At 30.5% G+C, this 19,665-nt stretch carries 22 protein-coding genes and 1 tRNA gene; 6 read left to right on the forward strand and 17 right to left on the reverse strand.

The window, feature by feature from the left end; all coding sequences use genetic code 11:
• Positions 1–111: 111 nt before the first annotated feature.
• The 3 genes from C4S75_RS07170 (at position 112) to C4S75_RS07180 (ending at position 3,490) form a co-directional block, all read left to right on the forward strand.
• Positions 112–1,866, forward strand: a complete 1,755-nt coding sequence (locus C4S75_RS07170) for a long-chain fatty acid--CoA ligase (protein ID WP_105297620.1) — start codon at positions 112–114, stop codon at positions 1,864–1,866.
• A gap of 239 nt (positions 1,867–2,105) precedes the next feature.
• Positions 2,106–2,192 (forward strand) — tRNA-Ser (locus tag C4S75_RS07175).
• A gap of 167 nt (positions 2,193–2,359) precedes the next feature.
• Positions 2,360–3,490, forward strand: a complete 1,131-nt coding sequence (locus C4S75_RS07180) for a site-specific integrase (protein WP_105297621.1) — start codon at positions 2,360–2,362, stop codon at positions 3,488–3,490.
• A gap of 293 nt (positions 3,491–3,783) precedes the next feature.
• Here C4S75_RS07180 and C4S75_RS07185 read toward each other — a convergent pair whose 3' ends face one another.
• From C4S75_RS07185 to C4S75_RS07225, 9 genes are all read right to left on the reverse strand, one after another.
• On the reverse strand, positions 3,784–4,638 hold the full coding sequence (locus tag C4S75_RS07185; protein WP_105297622.1) for a DNA adenine methylase: 855 nt from the start codon (positions 4,636–4,638) through the stop codon (positions 3,784–3,786).
• Positions 4,639–4,887: 249 nt separating this feature from the next.
• Positions 4,888–5,457 (reverse strand): hypothetical protein, encoded by a 570-nt coding sequence (locus C4S75_RS07190; protein ID WP_105297623.1) that lies wholly within the window; start codon positions 5,455–5,457, stop codon positions 4,888–4,890.
• A 4-nt stretch (positions 5,458–5,461) separates the two neighbouring features.
• On the reverse strand, positions 5,462–5,902 hold the full coding sequence (locus C4S75_RS07195) for a M15 family metallopeptidase (RefSeq protein WP_105297624.1): 441 nt from the start codon (positions 5,900–5,902) through the stop codon (positions 5,462–5,464).
• A 3-nt stretch (positions 5,903–5,905) separates the two neighbouring features.
• Entirely contained in the window at positions 5,906–6,295 is a 390-nt protein-coding gene (locus tag C4S75_RS07200; RefSeq protein WP_146105592.1) for a hypothetical protein, read from the reverse strand.
• Position 6,296: 1 nt separating this feature from the next.
• A complete protein-coding gene (locus tag C4S75_RS07205) occupies positions 6,297–6,707 on the reverse strand; it encodes a hypothetical protein (RefSeq protein WP_105297626.1) in 411 nt (136 codons plus the stop codon).
• Between the two features lie 3 nt (positions 6,708–6,710).
• Positions 6,711–7,526, reverse strand: coding sequence for a DNA adenine methylase (locus C4S75_RS07210; RefSeq protein WP_105297627.1), 816 nt, complete (start codon positions 7,524–7,526; stop codon positions 6,711–6,713).
• Positions 7,527–7,559: 33 nt separating this feature from the next.
• On the reverse strand, positions 7,560–8,420 hold the full coding sequence (locus C4S75_RS07215; protein ID WP_105297628.1) for a hypothetical protein: 861 nt from the start codon (positions 8,418–8,420) through the stop codon (positions 7,560–7,562).
• A 7-nt stretch (positions 8,421–8,427) separates the two neighbouring features.
• Positions 8,428–9,375, reverse strand: coding sequence for a hypothetical protein (locus C4S75_RS07220; protein WP_146105593.1), 948 nt, complete (start codon positions 9,373–9,375; stop codon positions 8,428–8,430).
• A gap of 6 nt (positions 9,376–9,381) precedes the next feature.
• Complete coding sequence (locus tag C4S75_RS07225; protein WP_105297630.1) at positions 9,382–9,858, reverse strand: hypothetical protein; 477 nt, start codon at positions 9,856–9,858, stop codon at positions 9,382–9,384.
• A 124-nt stretch (positions 9,859–9,982) separates the two neighbouring features.
• Between C4S75_RS07225 and C4S75_RS07230 the strand changes: the two genes are divergently transcribed.
• Both C4S75_RS07230 and C4S75_RS07235 read left to right on the forward strand, forming a co-directional pair.
• Positions 9,983–10,687 (forward strand): phage tail family protein, encoded by a 705-nt coding sequence (locus tag C4S75_RS07230; RefSeq protein WP_105297631.1) that lies wholly within the window; start codon positions 9,983–9,985, stop codon positions 10,685–10,687.
• Positions 10,688–10,701: 14 nt separating this feature from the next.
• The gene (locus C4S75_RS07235) at positions 10,702–14,112 is read left to right on the forward strand and encodes a phage tail protein (protein ID WP_105297632.1); all 3,411 of its coding nucleotides are present in this window, start codon (positions 10,702–10,704) and stop codon (positions 14,110–14,112) included.
• Between the two features lie 286 nt (positions 14,113–14,398).
• Here the strand turns inward: C4S75_RS07235 and C4S75_RS07240 are convergent, their stop codons facing one another.
• The 4 genes from C4S75_RS07240 to C4S75_RS07255 are packed head-to-tail and all read right to left on the reverse strand — an operon-like array spanning position 14,399 to position 16,227.
• Positions 14,399–14,644, reverse strand: coding sequence for a hypothetical protein (locus C4S75_RS07240; RefSeq protein WP_105297633.1), 246 nt, complete (start codon positions 14,642–14,644; stop codon positions 14,399–14,401).
• Between the two features lie 43 nt (positions 14,645–14,687).
• A complete protein-coding gene (locus C4S75_RS07245; protein ID WP_255410607.1) occupies positions 14,688–15,488 on the reverse strand; it encodes a phage antirepressor KilAC domain-containing protein in 801 nt (266 codons plus the stop codon).
• A 2-nt stretch (positions 15,489–15,490) separates the two neighbouring features.
• Positions 15,491–15,913, reverse strand: a complete 423-nt coding sequence (locus tag C4S75_RS07250) for a Rha family transcriptional regulator (RefSeq protein ID WP_105298143.1) — start codon at positions 15,911–15,913, stop codon at positions 15,491–15,493.
• Between the two features lie 2 nt (positions 15,914–15,915).
• Positions 15,916–16,227 carry an SH3 beta-barrel fold-containing protein gene (locus tag C4S75_RS07255; protein ID WP_105297634.1) on the reverse strand — a complete coding sequence of 104 codons (312 nt, stop codon included), beginning with the start codon at positions 16,225–16,227 and terminating at the stop codon, positions 15,916–15,918.
• A gap of 168 nt (positions 16,228–16,395) precedes the next feature.
• Between C4S75_RS07255 and C4S75_RS07260 the strand changes: the two genes are divergently transcribed.
• Complete coding sequence (locus C4S75_RS07260) at positions 16,396–16,692, forward strand: helix-turn-helix domain-containing protein (RefSeq protein WP_105297635.1); 297 nt, start codon at positions 16,396–16,398, stop codon at positions 16,690–16,692.
• A gap of 113 nt (positions 16,693–16,805) precedes the next feature.
• Here C4S75_RS07260 and C4S75_RS07265 read toward each other — a convergent pair whose 3' ends face one another.
• From C4S75_RS07265 to C4S75_RS07280, 4 genes are all read right to left on the reverse strand, one after another.
• On the reverse strand, positions 16,806–17,492 hold the full coding sequence (locus C4S75_RS07265; RefSeq protein ID WP_105297636.1) for a hypothetical protein: 687 nt from the start codon (positions 17,490–17,492) through the stop codon (positions 16,806–16,808).
• A complete protein-coding gene (locus C4S75_RS07270; protein WP_105297637.1) occupies positions 17,479–18,228 on the reverse strand; it encodes a hypothetical protein in 750 nt (249 codons plus the stop codon). The genes C4S75_RS07265 and C4S75_RS07270 overlap by 14 nt, the downstream gene beginning before the upstream one ends.
• Before the next feature lie 358 nt (positions 18,229–18,586).
• Positions 18,587–19,189: a DUF4468 domain-containing protein gene (locus tag C4S75_RS07275; protein ID WP_105297638.1), complete on the reverse strand. Its 603-nt coding sequence runs from the start codon at positions 19,187–19,189 to the stop codon at positions 18,587–18,589.
• Between the two features lie 31 nt (positions 19,190–19,220).
• Positions 19,221–19,661: a hypothetical protein gene (locus C4S75_RS07280; RefSeq protein WP_105297639.1), complete on the reverse strand. Its 441-nt coding sequence runs from the start codon at positions 19,659–19,661 to the stop codon at positions 19,221–19,223.
• Between the last annotated feature and the right edge of the window lie 4 nt (positions 19,662–19,665).

Consider the following 19,665-nt stretch of genomic DNA (forward strand, 5'->3'; position numbering starts at 1 on the left):
TTTTTGAAATTATTAACATACATTAATTTCATAAGAATTATATTATTCTTAACTTTACATTTCGAGATTTATGTTTATCTTATTCTAAATTTCGATAAAAAAAAATTATATATGAATTTTTCGCAAATTATACTTGATAATAAAGTATTATCTTCTAAAGTAGCCTTAAATTTTAAAGAAAATCATGAATGGAAATCGTATACTTGGTTAGAGTTTACTAATTTAGTTAAACAAACAGCCAATGCTCTAAAGTCTTTAGGTGCTAAACCTGATGACAAGATTGCCATATATGCTGATAATATGCCGCAATGGATGATTTTAGATTTAGCGATTCTAACTATTGGAGCTGTTACTGTTCCAATTTTTGCTACTCTAACTTCTGAACAAGCGGAATATATAATAAATGACGCGAATGTAAAAATTATTCTTGCCGGAAATGAAAAACAATATACCAATTGTTTAAAGATCTATTCTAAAGGAACTTCTCTTGAACATATTTTAGTTGCTAAGAATTTTATTGAATTACAAAGTAAATATTCCTATCATTTTTATGAATTGATTAAAGATCAGTCAGCAGAATGCGAAGTAATTTCGAAAGATAAAGATGATATCGCTTCTATAATATATACTTCCGGAACAACCGGAGAACCTAAAGGCGTAATGCTTTCTCACGGAAATTTTATCGAAGCTTGTAAAGCTCATGAGAGTTTCTTTGGTTTTACTCCTAAAAATGAAAATTCATTAGTGTTTTTACCATTAAGTCATGTATTCGAGAAATGTTGGAGTTCTTTTGTTCTTTCAAGTGGTGGAAAGCTGAGCTTTTGTGAAAACCCTAAAGAAATATCACAATTTCTTTTAGAAGTGAAGCCGACAACCATGTGTTCGGTTCCTCGCCTTTTCCAAAAGATTTACATTTCTGTTAATGAAAAAATCCAAAACAGTCCCAAATTTTTAAAGAAATTATTTACATCCTCTTTGAAAATTGGTCAAAAATACTCCAATCTAAAAAGAAACGACAAAAAAATACCTTGGTTTTTAGCACTAAAGTATAAAATCGTTGATACACTGCTTTTCAAAAAAGTTAAGAAACAATTGGGAGGTAAACTTAGATTTATTCCTGTAGGAGGAGCTTCGATCAGTCCTGAAATAACAGAATTTTTGGATAGTATTGGAATTCATTTATGCGTGGGATATGGCTTAACTGAAACTACTGCGACTGTAGCAGCTTTTCCTCTGAAAAACTATGAGTATAATTCTGTTGGTAAACCCATGACAGGAGTACAAATACGTATAGGCGATGAGAATGAAATTTTAATTAAAGGATACGGGGTTTTTAAAGGTTATTATAAGAAAGAAAAAGAGACTAAAGATGCTTTTACTGCCGATGGATGGTTCAAAACCGGTGATGCAGGAAAATTTGACGAAAACGGTAATTTAATTATTATTGATCGCATTAAAGATTTAATGAAAACGTCTAACGGTAAATATATTTGTCCGCAGCCGATTGAAAATCTTTTAACCAATGATAACTATATTGAGAAAGCTGTGGTTGTGGGTGATAATAAACCATATGTAACTGCCTTATTAGTACCTAACTTTGAAGCGTTAAAACATTTTGCAGAAAATTTAAATATTCATTTTAATTCTTTTGAGGAGCTTATATCTCATCAAAAAATAAAAGATTTGTTCACTGCGAGAATCAATCATATTCAGCAACATTTAGCAGGATTTGAAAAAATTAAAAAATTTCAATTGCTTCCTATGGATTTTAACATGGATTCCGGTGAGATCACTCCTACTTTAAAAGTTAGACGTAAAATTGTATTGGAAAAATTTAAATTTCTAATCGATGATATGTATAGTTAACAGTAAATAAATTATTAATATTATAAAAAAAAACAACTAAGATTATCTTAGTTGTTTTTTGTTTATAATTAGTATAAGAAGAAACAGAGTATTGATCCGATTATAGTTTTATAACTATATTATTAATTGTTTATTGAAATATAAATTTAACATTCATCCCGATAAAATTTAATCTTAATAAAGATTATATTAAAGTTGGTTCAATCTAAAAATATTTCTATATTTGCGCTCTACTAAACAGAGAGGTGCTCGAGTGGTTGAAGAGGCTACCCTGGAAAGGTAGTATACGGGTAACCGTATCGTGGGTTCGAATCCCATCCTCTCTGCTAATAAACCCGCTTAAATAGCGGGTTTTCTTGTGTTTACGCGGTTTATAGCCCTTTTTTACGTTTTTTTACATGTGCCATATTCTGCCATATTCTGCCAATTTTTTGATACCTTTTTTTAAAAAAGTATCAAATTTTTTGATACCTTTAATCAAATTTATAATTACATGGATAGCTTATCATTACGCTTTATATTCGACAGGAAAAATGAAATTAAGAATAAAGGTAAAGAAACCGGGCTATTACACATTGAAGTAAGACAGAATAAAACCATTAACCGTTTATTTATATCTACAGGCATTAGATTAAAACCATCTGAATTTACATCCAAAAACGGATTTACCTGTAAAAACCATCCTAATGCAACTGCTATAACCGCTAAGGCTCATCGAATATTTAGGAATATTGAGGCATTTGTTTTATCGGAAAACTGCAATTCCTTAGAAGATGCCAAAAACTGGAATAAAGATGAATCTTTAACCCATTCAATAGTTGAATTTATAAATTCTGAATTAAAACGGCGCGACCCGTCTTTATCTGTCATAGAATATAATAAATCGTTTTTGAGAAGGCTTGAAGACTTCGGAAAAATTAAAGTATTTGCTGATTTAACCTACAAAAATTTATTAGACTTTGATGAATATTTAAGACAGTTTATTAAATCTGCCCCTACTCTTTACAAACGTCATAGTTTATTTAAGGGATATATTAATGAGGCGATTAAAAGGGGACTTTGTAAATCTAATCCCTACGATTTATTTAAAATTTCAAAAGGTAAGTCTAAGAAGCCTGTATTTTTAACTCCTGATGAAATTGACTGTATTTATTTATTTGAATTTGATAACCCTAAAATTGACAGAGTCAGAGAGTTATTCTTATTTCAATGTTATACCGGTATGTCATATGCTGACACTCAACTATTCAATAGTGAATATATCGTTGAACTGGACGGGTATAAAGTTATTCGGTCTAATAGAAAAAAGACCGACGAAAGTTTTATATCATTGCTTTTACCGGAAGCCGAAAGAGTGTTAAAAAAATTTGATTATAAACTACCTAAAATAAGCAATCAAAAATATAATGATTATTTAAAACTAGTTGGAGAATATGTCGGACTTACTAAAAAACTTACCAGTCACGTTGCTCGTCATACTTTTGCCACGTATTTACTTAATAAAAGTATTCCTATTGAAACAGTGAGCAGAGCTTTAGGCCATTCCAATTTAAAACAGACACAACACTACGCTAAAATGATGGGTAAAAAAGTGGTTGATGATATGAAAAAATTGATAGAGTGATAAATTAATTACTCACATTTTGGAAGAAGAACATCTTTATTATTCAAAATATTTTTAATTTCAGATATTATTTTTTTATAATTCACCTTTAGACATTCTATTTTTGTTTTCATCTTAAGTAAGTTATCTCTTATAAAGATAAAAATAAATATATCTTTAGCCAAAAAATGAAACTATAAAATGCATAATCGGAAAAATGAATTATACATAAAACACAAAAAAATCTTAATATTAAAGGCTTTTTGTACTTTAGAGAAAATCTTGTATCCTTATATAGCGATGAAATGAATTTACTAGTTTAAACACGGATTGTATTTGCTTTCTTTTTCATCAAAAGTAACATATGCTAAAAAGTCTTCGCGAGGATTATTACTGGACAAAGATGTCTTTATAGTATTATATGTAAAATTTAATCCAAATAAACTAAGTAAATCTACACTATCTTTTTCTATCATGTTAAAGAAAATAAAATCATTTTTAAGATGTTTCATTGTATGTAATAATCTTATTGTTTCGCTCAAGCCGAAATATTTTCCATTACAATATTGTTTCTGATAACTATTCAAATATGGAGGATCTAAGATTATTAATGTATCTCTATCATTAAATGTACTATATTTTTTAATAAAATCTTTATAGTCTAAACTATCTAAATGTACATTTTTTAAGTTTGCGTAAAATTCTTTATCATATTTTGTAGATAATTCATCCATAAAATAACAAAAATCAGATACATTTAAATCTTTAGTACTTCTTTTTGAGCTAAACACAAAGTTTTTAGCTAAATATTTTAGTAAATTTTTGTTATCCTGTATGTCAGTAATTAAATTTTGTAATTCTTCCCGTTTATCTTTAGAAAGTGTCTTATTGGATTTGACAAAACCTAGTTCAATTAATTTATCAATTAGTTTTTCTTTATAATTTATGTTATCTTTAAAATTATCGAAATAGTGATCATAATCGTTCGCTATAGCCTCTTTAACATGATTATCTCTTTTTAAATTATTAGAGATACAACAGGACCCGCCGAAGACTTCAATAACCCTTGTGTATTTTTTGTTTTTAATTAATTCCTTTATTTCTCTTATTCTATGTGCTTTAGACCCCGAAAAAGAAATTTTTAATAATGTTTTTGATGTTTTTTCCATTTTTAATTTTATATTTTTAATAAATTTGTATTCCTACGCAAAAGCAGAATAATTCTACTAAAGACTTACTGTCCCCGGTAGTGGATTATTCTGCTTTCTTTTTTTGCGTAGGAACTTAAAAGGAAACCGGGGACTTTTAAAAATCTTTTAAATACTATTAAAACTCTTTAATAATAGATTTTAATAAGTACCGGCTAACAAAAAACAAATGAATAGAAGTTATAATTATTTCGTTTTATTGATTAATTTCTAAAGCCTTATAAAATTATAGCTTATACCAACGCCTACGGTTGGTGTCCATCCGTTTTTAAAGTCAGTGCCATAGCCTCCAAAAACACCGATACCAACGGGTTTTATTTTGCTTTTTTTATTCTTGTAAATCCCTATTTCTTTGTCTTTTTCATCGATAATTAGTTTTGACAAATTTAATTGCTGTTTGTTTTTTTCTAATTGAATGTTTTGGATGTCTACTAAACTATCGCATTGATACGCTTGTTCTTTCAATTGTTGGACATCTTTTTGGCAAAGGGTATCGTTGTATTGCTGTATTCGTTCTTCTGTAATAAGCGTAATTTTTTCTTTCCCTTTCAGGTATATTTTTTTTACTTCTTGTTTTACTTGCTCCAACTTATCGTATTCTTTCTGTAGGCTGTCGTATTCTTTTTTGTAGGTTTTTACCTTTTTTTCTGAAACTTTAATTTCTTTTTGCTGTGTTTTGGTGATAACTTTTCTTTTACCGGCTTTATAAGACGTATAACAGGCGGCAAATATCATCACAAGCATTCCAACGGTAAATATGAATTTTTCTTTAGATTTCATTGGTTTAAGGTTTTTTCAACTCAAAATGAGGGTCATCGCACATCTTCCAATCGCCCCCCCATTCTACTGTAATATTTAATTCTTTGGCCGTTTTTTTTATGTGTTCTGCTATGGCTTTTAATCTTTTTCGTACTTCCGGTCCTTCTCCTTTTTCTCCTGTTTGTACGGATCCATTGTAATAAGGATATAAGTCTACCGCATAGCCGTAACCATCGGCCTTTGCTTGATGGTTGGACTTTTTTATCTCTCCATCGGCATAAGTTATAATTTTACCCTGCTTGGTTCGTCCCCGTGCGAAAAGTTCTTTTTGTTCTTGAGTGGACCGCAGCCCTTGAGTTATGGTGAAATCGTAAGGACTGTTTTGTATGGCCACTACCATTACGGTTACCAGATCAGGGTGTATATCTTTTAGGTTTTTATAGCTCCTGCTACTGAATTTATTCATATTCTAATTTTTTGATGTTTTGTTTTTTCTTGTTCTTTTTTTATGGGCTTTGTCTTGATTTTTTACTAGATTTTCTACGGCGGCTTCTTGTTGCTTTTTACTGTCTTCTTCTATTTCTTTTTGTGCAAAGGCCAACTCATTTTTAAGTTGGTTCAGTACCTTGTTTTTTCTTTCCTCCGAATTCAATAACTGTTTCCTTTTCGCTTTGATGTTAGTTACGTTTTTGCTTGTTATGGTTTTTATGGAATCGATATTCGGCAACTCAGAGACAGTAAAGCGGTTTTTCTTGCTTGCTGTATTTCTGTGATGCGTCCTATACTCTAAAGGGTAAGGCTTGAGTAAATAACAAAAAAGGAGTACTACAAGGGCCGATATGATAATTTTTAGTTTCATACTATTTTTCTTTTTTTAGTTTTTTTAATCTTAAAATAGCTTCGTTTGCTTCTCTAATTATTTTTTCGTTATCTTGAATATCTTTGGTTATATGGTGATATTCTTTTTTGGTTTCGCCTAAGTATTCCACCCATTTCTCATAACATTTTTGGTTTTGTTCTATGTACTTTTTTTCCAGTTCGTCATATTTTTCATCTTTTTTCTTCAGTTCTAAATAATACTCGTCTTTTTCCTCTTCTCTGTTTTTTTCGCATTCTATCTTTTCTCTTTTTTTATCTTCCAACTCATCGTGAAATATATAAGCGGGGATGAGCATTAAGGCGCAGACTAACAGAAATAAAAACTCTTTTTTGAAAGCGTTGGTTATAAACCAATCGCCGAAAGACATTATTTTATCTATTATTTCTTTCATTCGTTAAAAGGTTATATAAGCTAAAAAATCTTCCCGTACATTATTTTTTGAAATTGATGTCAGGCGCGTTTGGTAGGTATATTTAAGATTTAATAAGTCCAATAAAGCAGTAGTATCGTCTTTACGCATGTTAAAAAATAAGAAATCATTTCTTTTATCCTTCATAAGATTTAATAGTTTTAACGTCTCCGTGATACCGAAATACGTGGTATTTTGATATTGTTTTTGTCGCGCGTTCATATAGGGGGGATCCAAAACTACCAAAGTGGTTTTATCGTCATTTTGCACGTATTTATTGATAAAATCTTCATACTGTAATCGATCAAGCTGTACATTTTTTAATTCTTCATAATAAAGTCTTTCTTGACGTGTCGACAACTCACCCCTTAAATAATTGAAATCTTTTATATCTATGGTTTGATTTGCACGGATCGCACTATACACAAAATTTTTTGAGAGGAATGAAATTAAGTTTTTATCTTCTTTAATCGGGCTTAATAATTTTTTTAGATATTCTTGTTTTTCCGTGGAAAGCATGCTTTCTGATTTTTTAAATCCTTTTTGTAACAGTTGTTTTATAAGATTTTCTTTAAAAATTATATTTTCTTCGAATTTTTCAAAATATCCGTCAAAATCATTAGCAATGGCCTGATTGACGACCTTATCTCTCAACATATTGTTAGAAATACAACACGAGCCGCCGAAAACTTCTACTATTCTATTGTATTTTTTTGATTTTATTAAATCATATATATCCGGTATTCTTCTGTATTTTGATCCCGAAAACGCTAATTTCAGGACTTTGTTTTTACATCTCATATTTATTTTCTCTCAATTAATTACGGGCGGTATCTAAATTTTTAAGCAGGGATATGTTAACGTTATTTGTACTTTGCTGTTTTTGAAATCATTAAAGCTGTCATATACCCCTTCGAAATCAGTATTAGAAATAGTTACGCTACCATCCCAACAGTAATAATCCAACTGTCTGAGGGTGCTTCTGTTACCCATGATCGTACCCTTCCTAACTACATTTATTAATTGGTTTACATCGGTCTTGCCTTTCAATTCTTCAGGGACTTTAAATAAAGTTATTACCTCAGTTTCTTCGGTGTCGTCAATGTCTATGGTTGCCGTGATTACGACCAAATTTCCTTGTTTTACAGCTAAAAAAGAAGTTACGTTGGTTTTCGGATGAAAATTCCAGTTGAGAGTTTCTTTGTCGTAAATTTTTTGATTTATGTATGGGTAATCTTCAGGGGCGGGAGTATAATCGGTTGCCTTTTCTCCAAATTCGAATTTATATTTATACGAGCGTGGCGCTGCTATTCTAAGATAAACAGCTTCTGTTGGTTTTTTATAGGTAAATACTGAATATCTATTGCCTTTGATTTCTTTACGATCGATACATTTTTTGTTTTTATCATAAAAGGCAATAATCGGATTTCTTGTTTCGGAAGGTTTCCAAAATTTAACGGTTATTGCCCCGTTATCTTCAAACTCAATATAATTCGTCACTAATGCCCCCTGATCGCGTATAATTTCTCCGGTTTCTCCTAAAGTACCGGTTAAATCCTCGTTTTCACATTTTTTTTCGTACCAAAGGTTTTTTCCTCCTATACGAACATTTTTAACCGCTTTAATATCATATGCTATTTGTTTAAGAGTTTCTAATAATCGGTTTGCAAAAGGTTTTAGCGCAAAGGTCTGCATAGGGTAATTATTTTAAGGCTTCTTGATAAACATTTAGTGGATCTTCTGTTTGGAAATCTAATACAAAGTCTTCCGGTGCGTCTGTATAATCGGTTGCTTTTTCTCCAAATTCTACTTTGTATTTTCCGTTTGTAGTTGATGGACGCGGGGCCGATATTCGTAAATAAAAGGTATTAGCAGGTATATCAAGGATCTCTTCGGAATAAGTATTTTCATTGAGATCTACTTTTTTGATAAATTTTTTATCTTTATCGTAAAAGGCAATGACAGGGTGCCCCATTGAAGGCTTATTCCAACATTTTGCGACTACTTTCAAGTAGTCTTTAACCTCTATAAAGTCAGTATAAATATTATTTGGAGAGGTAGCTATGGACCCGTCAACATTTATATATCCAAACAATTTTTCTTTTTCGGATTTTCCTGTATACAGTAAATTTCTTGTTCCAATTTTGACGTTTTTTAAATTTTCGATATCTTTTTCTACCGTGTTTACCGTTTGTTTTTCTTTATCGGTAAAGGCATTGGTATTTGCATTGGACTCGTACATTTCCTTTATTTGGGATGCCGTTAATGTGGTAGATGTTCCCTCCTGTTTAGTCCATGTAAAATCGTTGGTGTCCCAAATGTAACGAGATACTTTTTTGCCTTTTCCTTCGTCTACATCGGCATAAAATCCGCCTTCTTTGGAAGGGTTCCACTTTTGTGCATTGATTTCGGTTTCGGGATAAGCCGCACACAAGGCTTCAAAGGAAGCATAAGTTCCTAAATATTTGTTGGAAAGACTTTTTAGTTTGTCTTTTTCTTGTTTGGTAAAGTTTTGCTCTGAAAGGCCTTTTCCTGCTTCTTTGTCTACTTTGTTGTTAAGAGTTTCATATAATTTTTTAATGTTATTACCTATTTGTTTAAAGGTTTCATTGGCTTTTTTCATCCATTCGGGTAGGTATAATAAGCTCATAGTTTTTTATTTTTTTAATAATTCTTCTTGATATATTTTTAAGGGATCTTCCTCTTGATGATTAATGGTTTCTTTTAACCAGGTTGAAAGCACTAATGGAGACCATAAAACAGAGGTTGTGGAGACTCCTGCTCTTAATTCTTCCAAAGTCCCGCTTATTGCAGTTCCGTTGTTTTCACTTACCCTCCCACCTCCTTTTTTAAAAAGTATTTTATTTAATTCTTCTAAAAGATTTTGTAAATCTGTAAAGATTTTTTTATTTACCATGATTTCATCTAACCCTCCAATAACCAAGGTTTCATTGGGGTAATCAATAGAATACACCTTGATTTTTTCAACAAATTCATGATTAGAATCACCCCCTGTTATCTTTACGGCTTTGTATCTTTTAGGATACGGTAACTTATATTTCTCATTCTTATTTTTAAATTGAAAATGAGATTTTTTAAGCTCCTCTTCTTCGTATGAATTAAATTCGTGCATTTTTTCTCAAAAATAATTCTAAGAAAAACGATTTATTATCGTGTATAGTAATTATTTAGTAATCATCTCTAACGATAACCTCCATGAATTTTTGAATGAAATATTTTTGAATAAAATATATAACATGAATTCAATCACATATAAATTTAATGGCATTAATTGCAAAGACTTGGGTATTGTAGTTTCTCAGTCTTTCGGACTAACGGATATGCCTAAACCTAAAGAGCTTTTAACCGCCAATTGGTCGGATGAACACGGTATCGAAGTCGATTTAGCTAACAGAGTTTTTGAAGCGAGGATAATTAAACTTAATTGCTATATGAAATGCAACAATGAAGAAGATTTTATTTCAAAGTCTCAACAATTAAATAAATTGTTTTTAAGCAGTTATAGTAAAGGCCTTGTAAGTTTGGTTATTGAGTTTCCTTATTCAAAACCGCTTGTATATGCAGTATATCTTTCAGGAGAAATAAACCATACAAAAAAATGGCGTAATGGAACATTTTTTTCAACGTTTACTCTTGAATTTACAGAGCCCGAACCCATGAAATTGACCTATGCCACTTTACAGGAAACCAGAGAGGTTAAATTTAATTTTAACAGTATTAAGAAAAATACTTTTATAACACTATACACCATCAAAGAAGAGATTATGTCTGTACGAAAAGAGATATTATTAAGAGAAGGAAGCGATCAACTGACCGTTTACTTTAACGCCTCAAATAATTTAAAAAACAGGGGATATATAATTTTAACGTGTAATAAAGGAGTTGATGAACTATATTTTTCTAATCCTGATAATTGTATTTTGCTGACTCGTGGAATCTAATAATAAAAGGAAATATGAATAATAAAACAAAATTTACTGTATATAGAGAACTTAATGGAGCTGTTAGAACATATAATTTAAACTCTTCACTAAAGGTATCTCAGGTTACATCAGCAACACAAATTACCACATTATTAAGTGATGATATAGTTAACATGACTATAATCAGTGCAACTCCGATTGATTTTAGGATTAACGACTATATATATGTATTCGATAAGATTTATAAATTAAATTCTATTCCTTCAATAGTCAAAGAAAGCTCAAGGAAGTTTACCTACCAAGTTAAATTTGAATCCTTGCAATATGATCTATTAAAATGCACGTATCTTATTCCTCAAAGTAAAGGAGATATAGACCTAAAAGGAGATTATTTAGTAGCTGATTTAAGAGGATTTGCGGAAGTTATTATTACTAATACACAAAGAGTATTCGGTAAGCGTTGGAGGCTGGGTGAATGTCCTACAAATACAGAATATAAAAACCTTTCCTTTGATGGACAAAATTGCCTCCAGGTGTTGCAAAGCTTATGTCAAGAATATGATACGGAATTTGAAATAATAAGTTCAACTGAATACCACACCATAAACATTAAAGAAGTTGTTGGAAACACCTATCCTTTCACCTTTGAATATGGCAAAATGGGTGGATTATATAATTTATCAAGAAATAATTGCAGTAATAAATCTTTGGTAACTCGATTATTTGTTTACGGGGGGACTAAGAATTTAAGTACAAAATATCGTCAAACCAAACTATGTTTACCGAATAAAAATAAGGTAACCTCTTATTTAGAAGAAAAAGAAGCCGTCAATAAGTTCGGAATTATTGAAAATGTCGTAAACTTTGACGATATTTATCCATGTCGCACGGGCAAAGTAACTTCTTTAGGAGGTAAATATTATCAATTTTGCGATGAGGAAATGTTTAATTTGAATGAAAAAGATGATCAAGGTACTCTTTGGTTAATTGAGGGGGCTAACGCTAAAGTACATTTTCAAACCGGTAATTTAGCGGGTTATGAGTTTGACGTGCACTCTTACGACAATAAACAAAAAATGTTTTCTTTAGTTCCTTTTGACGATGATAGAGGATTAAGGTTACCCAATGAAGAAAGTCCCGCCTTTCAAATAATGCCGGGAGATACGTATGTATTATTAAATATAAATTTACCTCAGAATTACATTGATGATGCGGAACAAAGATTACTAAAAAAGGGTGAAAAATACTATCAACAAAATTCACAACCTTATGTAGAATATTCTTTAATTATTGATCCTTTATTTTTAAAGAATAGAGAAGGAGAAGGATCGATAACCAATTTTTTCCAAGCCGGAGATTTAATAAAAATTAAAGATGAAGATATTAATGTTAATAAAAGTATAAGAATAAATTCATTTTCAAGAGACCTGATAAACCCTTATAAATATGAATTGACTATATCAGACACGGTAGAAACCAATATAATCACAAACATATTGGAGAATGTGATTAAAAACGATACAATTATCAAAGTAAATAATTTAAAAGATCCCGCTAGAATTAGACGTAATTGGCGAGATACTGAAGAATTGAAAGGATTAATATTTGACCCCGAGGGTAATTATTATACCGAAAAAATTAAGCCTGGAAGTATTGACACCATGATGTTATCGGTAGGTGCAAAATCTATGCAGTTCGACTTGATTAATACCCTGTTGGAGGCAAACTATCAAGGTGATTACAATGTTATAAAGGTTACGGGCGGCAGCTTGGTACACTACGCAATTGAACAAGATATCAAATATTGGAATTTAGGGTCTGGCACTACCAATTTAACTAATACTAATGCTTATTATATATATGCCCGATGTGAAAAAAAGGGGGACAATGGAATTCTTATTTTTTCTCAAGATCAAATTAGAGTTGATGATGACTCTACCTATTACCATTTCATTATCGGAGTGTTAAATTCAGTACAAGACAATGTCCGGTCAATTTCTCTGACGTATGGAAGTACTACTATAAACGGTAAATTTATACGAACCGGTAAAATTACTTCTTCAGACGGAAGCTCTTTTATGGACCTGGACAACAATCACCTTAAATTTGGAGACGATAATGCTTGTATTGAGTGGAACAGAAATAATGACAGAAAGTTGGTTATTAAAGGAACTATAGTACAAAGCCCTTCAGGAGATGAAAACGTTATTGGAGTATATAGGGGCGAATATGATAACTCGAAAAAATATTACGTGGGTGATGAAGTTACTTATTTAGGTTCTTCTTATCGAATGATTAAAGAGGCCAACCCTGGAAATACGCCCACCAACAGATCTTATTGGACTATTATATCTAAATCCGGTAAAGACGGCTATAACGGAAAAGACGGGATGAATGGCAAGGACGGCGCAAATGGAAAAAATGGAACGGATGGAAAAGACGGACTAAACGGTAAGGATGGAAAAGATGGTATAGACGGAAAGGACGGTTACAACGGTCCTGCATTAGTTTTTAGGGGTGAATATAAAGATCACACGGTTTATAGGGGTACTCGACAAACTGTTGAAGTGGTGAAATTTGTTGATATGTATTATATGACTAATATTGATGCCGGCGAATTTTCTAATATTTGGCCCTGGGCTGCCCATAAATGGACTCCTTTTGGAGCTAATTTTGAAAGTGTCGCTACAGATACTTTATTAGCCGAAAACGCTAATATCGGGGATTGGATAATCCAAAACGGTAAAATCACTTCACAAAATAAAACATCAGAAGGATCTCCTAAAGCGCAATTAAACGGGGTTAATGGTGGTATAAATTTTAAAAACGATTCTCAAATATATACCGAACAAAACACAACGGAGAACACTATAAACGAGATAAATATAAGCTCTGAAATTGGAGAAATTATGATTGCAAACGCTAAAGGTCATAAAACTACGGTAGGATCTCAAGGAATAGAAATTAACAGAGCAGGAAAAACAGTTTTTAAAACATATAATGATCGTGTTGAATTTAAGGCCGCTTTAATTGTAAAAGGGGACGCTTCCATGGATCAAAAATATTGGAATGAATGGGGTATATGTGGGCTTTATGCTAGTTCAAAAAACCATAGCAACAATCCTGCCCCCTCATGGGGCGCTTTTATCGAAGTTTTAAAAGCGAAAGGATTATACCTTAGTACGTTTGCTATTAATGGAGGAATTACTCTTAATGAAACTTCCTGCTTTACATTTTCAACTAATAACGATGATAGAATATATCTTCCAAATAAACCGCAAGAAGGACAATTACTTATTTTCCGTGCAATCTCTACATGCTCAATATACGGAAATGGAAAACAAATTTCAACTTTAAAAAGAGGCCTACAAGATGGAATTGCTTTAAATGAAAACAGCGCCATATTAATATTTGTGCATAATAAATGGATTCAAATAATTTAAAAACTACATAACCCTTAATAATAAATAAAAAGATAGTATTTTTATAATTACTTATTTTTCAGTATAAAAATAGTTGTTATCTTTGTGTTGATATTTAAACAAGGTGTTAATAACATCTTTACAATTTAAAAGCCTTGTAGTCATAGAAAAGGACCGCAAGGCTTTTATTTTTCCTTAACTTGCACTTTGCGTTATTTTACTATTTAATCAGATTTAGACTAACTTTAAGCAAAGCCCTTTACTATATTCCAACCAACAACTTATAGATGCTTGCATCAAAAGTTAATTAATTTAAATTATTAAAGCTGTTTTTTAAAAAATAACTACTCATTTTAGAGGTATCAACTTGTGTCCAATCATGAATGTTGGAATTTTGATTTTTTGACAGTACCTTTTCATAATAACCCATTGAAAAGGTTAATAGTTCTAAAATTACTGTATTATTGTTTTTTAACCAGTTAAATTTTTCATTTGATATAGTGCCTTTTTTGTTAAGGTACAATATGATTTTATATAGCTCGTTTTCGTTCATTTTTTTTTAAGTATTTTTATTAATAATTAAAAGTAAGTTTAAATTATGCTGTTTTTAAAGTAGAAATTTGGTGATGTATAAACTCCCTTCCTTTTTCCGTCCATACCGTTAACATACACGTCCGTTCAATCCCGTCACTACCTTTGTACAGGGTAGTTTTGGTTTTCGTAAATCCTTTGTCTTGAAACTTATGGTTCAATACCCAGACACCCGCTTGCTTATACTGTATTTTGTTATCTGCTAAAATTTTGTTTAATGTCCTTGCGCTCATTCCAAGCTCTTTGGCTATCAAATTTGTGTTATAGGTACTTTCAGAATTCAGTACGTTGTTGTAATACTCAACTTTGGGCGCTTGTTTTTGAAGTTCTTGCGCTTGTTTTGCGGATTGTTGTCTTAAATATTCAGTTTGTTGTCTTTCTTGCTTTAATTGTGTAGCTAACCCTATAACTAGATCAGGGTTTTGTATTAATTCGTCTATCTTTTGAGGGGTTGCCGTAAGACCGTGTCTTAATAGTTCTTTTATTCGATCGTTACACCATATAGCAAATGAAGGATTTAACCATCTTGCTAATTCTATTGCTACATCTTCATGCAGCCATGTGCCTTGCATATCGGGTATTCCCCCGCTTCTAACTATCACTAAATCAGCCGTTACGATTTTCTTCGTAACGCTCAAAACATGTATAAACTCTTTAGTTGATTGTAATTTCAACCAATCAGTAGGCCGTTTATTGAAGACTTTGGCCATTTCTGTTGCATTGATCAATAAATTATTCCCTTTCTGAAATTTTACGGAAATGTTGTTGTAGTTGAAGGTAACTACATTTTCTTGTGAGTTCTGCATAACTAAAATTTTAAATTTAAAAGCCCGTACGCTGCAGAACTCACATATACAAGGTATAAGATGTCACCGCTCCAAACGGCTCGTACGGGCTTAAATATTTTTTGGGATTTTTTACCTCTAAATATATTATGTAAATTCTGCATGACAAATGTATAAAATTTTTCAATTCTTACAAATATTTTTTTTATCTGTTTAACTATACAACTAAAACCGTCACGGTTCATCATGTACATAGGGTTTGTCTTACCATTTGATGCTTTATAACTGGATTCAAAGAACATTTGGAGTACAGCCGAATTTTCGGCGCTACTTAATAATTCTCTAATTGTCTGTAAAACATGTCGATGTTCCTTTGCAAACTTTTCTGCGACTAGCAAACTATTAGTTACTGCTTGACTATTTTCTATTTTTACTAATGTTTCCATAATCATATTAGATTTAATTTTTTAAAACTTCTAAACTCTTGCTTTTCTGTATCAAAGTACACTTGTAGAAAATCGTTTTTCTTCCTGTTGTCTGTTCCTGTTGTTTGAGGTAGATATTTTTCATTAAGCGTTCCCCATGCTTCCCTTATTTCTCCATTTACTTTTTGAAAATAAAATCTAACTATCCCCTCTTTCATTTCTTTAATTAACTTATAATTTCTCCATGCTTTTTTTAAGCATTCAGAAAATGTTATACCTGTAGTTTTGAAAAATTGCCAAGCGGTTTTCATAATTTTACTCAATATTGTTTTCATGGTTATAATTTTTTATTGTTTAGTAATTTTTATACAACAAATATATAAAGTTTTGATATTACAAAACAAATATAAAATTAAATATTTTTGTTAAAATAATGTTAAAGTTTAATTATTAAAAAACTTATTTGGTAAGTATGTTTATTTTTGTTAAAACAAGTTAAAGATATGGGTTTAAATATTGAAAAAGTATTACATCAAAAGGGTTTAAATAAAGCTAAACTTGCCGAATTACTTGGAAGAAAAGATAATAGAAGCTATGTTACCAATCTTTTAAAATCTCCGTCTTACGCGTCATTAGAAAAAATAGCGGATGTTTTAGGGGTTGATGTTAAAGACTTATTTGATGACACCAAAGAAGAAGGCTTAACCGCACTAATAGACTATAAAGGAGAATTTTTTAAAGCTAATACAGTTAACGAGTTGGAAAAAATTTTAGCTATAATAAAAGAAAAGGATTATTAAATAATAATTAGAGAATTTTTATTAGTTTTTAAAAATGATTTTGTTTACAACTTTTAAAGGCAAATAAAAATACATATTCTTTTTAATTTTCTATATCTATTTTTAAAACCTTTTCAGATTTGAGAATGTCTATAATGAGCTGTATTAATAGTATTTTTTGTTCTTGCTTCTTCATATAAGTAGGTGTATTGAAATTCTGGTAGTGGTGTAGAATTAAACATGTTTGCTTGTGAGTTTTGCCGAGTAGTTCTAAAATACTCAGGATAGGCCAATATACAACAAGCGTTAGCTTTTTCACATAAAGGGTAAAAGGTTTTTTTATCTGTAGTTAAAATAACATCTACATCTTGTGATTTACCCGATTCTATTATCATTAAATCTCTTATAATCCATTCCCTGGCCATTAGATAATTATGTGATTTAAAACCATAATTATCCGCTAATTCATTTAGCTTTTTTTTGGATAAGATAGGATGCAAGTCACGGTTAAAAATCAAAGATGTATTTAAATCAAAATCTATAAAATTCACATTACTGCTATCTATCACAGCTATAATACGTTTAATTTTTTCTAAATCATTTTCACTTGTAAGTAATTCGCTAATAGTGATTGTTGAAATATAAAAATGCCTTTCATTACCTTTATTAGACTTATTATGTGTCAAGTATCTGATAAATTCTTTTACAAATAATATAACCTCATCTGTAACATCATTATTTTCTGAGGTAAACAAAGAGCATATAATAGAAGTATCTAATAAGATATTCTCCCATTCATTTATAGGTTTATTGGTATCCATAAATAGATTTTAAAATATCATCAATAGTTTTAGAGCCTTTAGTTATTTCTAAGTTTATATATCCTTGCTCTTTGAGATTGTCAATTAAACTACCCTTTCCCAATACTCTAAAATTATTAGTCGTTTCAGCATAAATATCATTGCCCGTTTTTGCATTTTTTTTGATTTTTATCTTCATAGCTATTCTATCGGTTTTATATAAAGGCTTTAATTTTAAATCTAAGGTAGGATCTTTAATTAAGATACTTTTTGGATAAGTATCTATCTTAACATAACTTTTATTTGATTTTAAGGAATCACTTCCTAATTTAGAGATATAACCATATACAGTTTTATATACATAATAAAATTCGGGTATATCTTCATCTACTATATTGGTTAGATGTGCTATTTTATTTTTATTAGTATCGTAAGCGTTTATGTAAAAACCATTTTTAAACAGTATTCTTAGATTGTTGGCATAAACTTGTTCATTTTTTTCTAAATAGTCAAATGGAATCTCATTTAAATCTTTATGTAATTGAATGAAATTATTAGACAGGTTTTCATTGTATGTAGTAAAGTCTAAAGCATAGCAATTACCTCGTATATTGCTCAATGTACAATTAGCTTTACTACCATCATCAATAGCTTTATACAGGCTTTTTAATAAGTCTGACAATAAATCTAATGATATCCCCTCATTAGCATTAAGCCTTTGTTTATCATCATCTATTTGTAGTGAAAAATTATACATTTTTAGTCAATTCTTTATAGGTTACTTGCTTTTAAGCATTTTTAATACGCACAACAAATTTTAAGCCGTCTGTAACTTATCTATGATTACATCTATAAGTAAACCCTGTCAAAAAAGGGTTATATATTCAGACGTAAAAGATCAATAGTTTTCTATAATGTTAGTGCGAATTTATCTTATTACCTATTGGCCTGCACTATGTCTCACCAATTGTTGATTAAATTCTTTAGTCAATATACAATAACTTTTCTATTCAACCGCAAAATATTAGTTCCATTTTTTCATTAAGATTAAATTTTATTCGTATTTATCTAATCTTTATTTATTGTATTCCTATGATCTGACGTTAAAATAAAATTTACCAATCGGAATTTTCTATATCTTTTGAAGTAGAACCTTCTTTAATAGTTTTTTCTAAGTTTTCTAATGTAGCATTGGCTTTTTTGAAAGTTTTATAAAAAGCTTTAGCCATAATTGTTTTATTTGCACCTTTAGGATTGATTGGATATTCTTGGGCAATAAAGGACGTTGAATAATTTGGCAACGAATTTCCACTAACTATCATCTCTTTTTCATATTGTAAAAGTGTTACAATCGCTCTTGCTTTACCTTCTTTAACATCAACCCTCAATATATGCCATGCACTAACTTTCATCTTGAACACATTGATACCCTTATGTACATTCTCATATAGCCCTTTGCCAACAATTACTCCAGATTCTTTATCTTGGGTCTGAATTACTGATTTTCCACTTACATAATTATATGTAAAATAATTCAATGCCCTTTGGAAGATTTCATCTTTACTCATATTTGGCACTTCAATAATTCTAACAACGGTAACATTATTATTATCGTCTAAACTCCATTTACCTTGTATTTCTTTAAGCATCTCTTTTGCGCTCTGTCCAAAAGAAAATGTATAAATTAAAATAAATAAAACTAAAAAGATCTTTTTCATATAATTAATTTTGCCCTCAAATATATAAAATTTACTTTATTTTATCTCTAATAAAAATATTATTTTTATCTCCATTGATTATTTTAAAAGTAGATTGGTCGAATTTATATAGTAGTACTATGGCTTCCTCTCCCACCGAAAGATCTACATGAGCAATATGCTTTAAATAGATCCTTACCACGTCATACGGCTTGACATGTAAAGTGATCGTTGAATCTCCGTAAAGAATGTTTTGTTCTTGAGCTTCAAACACCCCCCTGCTGTCTACATAAACCCCGTAAGGCTCACCTTTCAACTTAAAATGTTCCATAATTTCATAAGTAGGAAAATCTTTTTCCATACAAGGTTTAATATAATCGAATAAAACGTGGGTCAATTCTCTAACGGTCCGGGCATTCTCAAGATCGTTTAATGAATCTTCACAATGCCCTCCCTTTTTTAGCATGATATTTTTTATTTGTTTGTTATCCATTTTT

It is taken from the genome of Apibacter sp. wkB309 (assembly GCF_002964915.1).
GTDB lineage: Bacteria > Bacteroidota > Bacteroidia > Flavobacteriales > Weeksellaceae > Apibacter.

Coding starts and splice junctions, on each gene's coding strand:
- C4S75_RS07170 (WP_105297620.1), top strand. CDS start 112: ATGAATTTTTCGCAAATTATACTTGATAATAAAGTATTATCTTCTAAA.
- C4S75_RS07180 (WP_105297621.1), top strand. CDS start 2,360: ATGGATAGCTTATCATTACGCTTTATATTCGACAGGAAAAATGAAATT.
- C4S75_RS07185 (WP_105297622.1), bottom strand. CDS start 4,638: ATGGAAAAAACATCAAAAACATTATTAAAAATTTCTTTTTCGGGGTCT.
- C4S75_RS07190 (WP_105297623.1), bottom strand. CDS start 5,457: ATGAAATCTAAAGAAAAATTCATATTTACCGTTGGAATGCTTGTGATG.
- C4S75_RS07195 (WP_105297624.1), bottom strand. CDS start 5,902: ATGAATAAATTCAGTAGCAGGAGCTATAAAAACCTAAAAGATATACAC.
- C4S75_RS07200 (WP_146105592.1), bottom strand. CDS start 6,295: ATGAAACTAAAAATTATCATATCGGCCCTTGTAGTACTCCTTTTTTGT.
- C4S75_RS07205 (WP_105297626.1), bottom strand. CDS start 6,707: ATGAAAGAAATAATAGATAAAATAATGTCTTTCGGCGATTGGTTTATA.
- C4S75_RS07210 (WP_105297627.1), bottom strand. CDS start 7,526: ATGAGATGTAAAAACAAAGTCCTGAAATTAGCGTTTTCGGGATCAAAA.
- C4S75_RS07215 (WP_105297628.1), bottom strand. CDS start 8,420: ATGCAGACCTTTGCGCTAAAACCTTTTGCAAACCGATTATTAGAAACT.
- C4S75_RS07220 (WP_146105593.1), bottom strand. CDS start 9,375: ATGAGCTTATTATACCTACCCGAATGGATGAAAAAAGCCAATGAAACC.
- C4S75_RS07225 (WP_105297630.1), bottom strand. CDS start 9,858: ATGCACGAATTTAATTCATACGAAGAAGAGGAGCTTAAAAAATCTCAT.
- C4S75_RS07230 (WP_105297631.1), top strand. CDS start 9,983: ATGAATTCAATCACATATAAATTTAATGGCATTAATTGCAAAGACTTG.
- C4S75_RS07235 (WP_105297632.1), top strand. CDS start 10,702: ATGAATAATAAAACAAAATTTACTGTATATAGAGAACTTAATGGAGCT.
- C4S75_RS07240 (WP_105297633.1), bottom strand. CDS start 14,644: ATGAACGAAAACGAGCTATATAAAATCATATTGTACCTTAACAAAAAA.
- C4S75_RS07245 (WP_255410607.1), bottom strand. CDS start 15,488: ATGCAGAACTCACAAGAAAATGTAGTTACCTTCAACTACAACAACATT.
- C4S75_RS07250 (WP_105298143.1), bottom strand. CDS start 15,913: ATGGAAACATTAGTAAAAATAGAAAATAGTCAAGCAGTAACTAATAGT.
- C4S75_RS07255 (WP_105297634.1), bottom strand. CDS start 16,227: ATGAAAACAATATTGAGTAAAATTATGAAAACCGCTTGGCAATTTTTC.
- C4S75_RS07260 (WP_105297635.1), top strand. CDS start 16,396: ATGGGTTTAAATATTGAAAAAGTATTACATCAAAAGGGTTTAAATAAA.
- C4S75_RS07265 (WP_105297636.1), bottom strand. CDS start 17,492: ATGGATACCAATAAACCTATAAATGAATGGGAGAATATCTTATTAGAT.
- C4S75_RS07270 (WP_105297637.1), bottom strand. CDS start 18,228: ATGTATAATTTTTCACTACAAATAGATGATGATAAACAAAGGCTTAAT.
- C4S75_RS07275 (WP_105297638.1), bottom strand. CDS start 19,189: ATGAAAAAGATCTTTTTAGTTTTATTTATTTTAATTTATACATTTTCT.
- C4S75_RS07280 (WP_105297639.1), bottom strand. CDS start 19,661: ATGGATAACAAACAAATAAAAAATATCATGCTAAAAAAGGGAGGGCAT.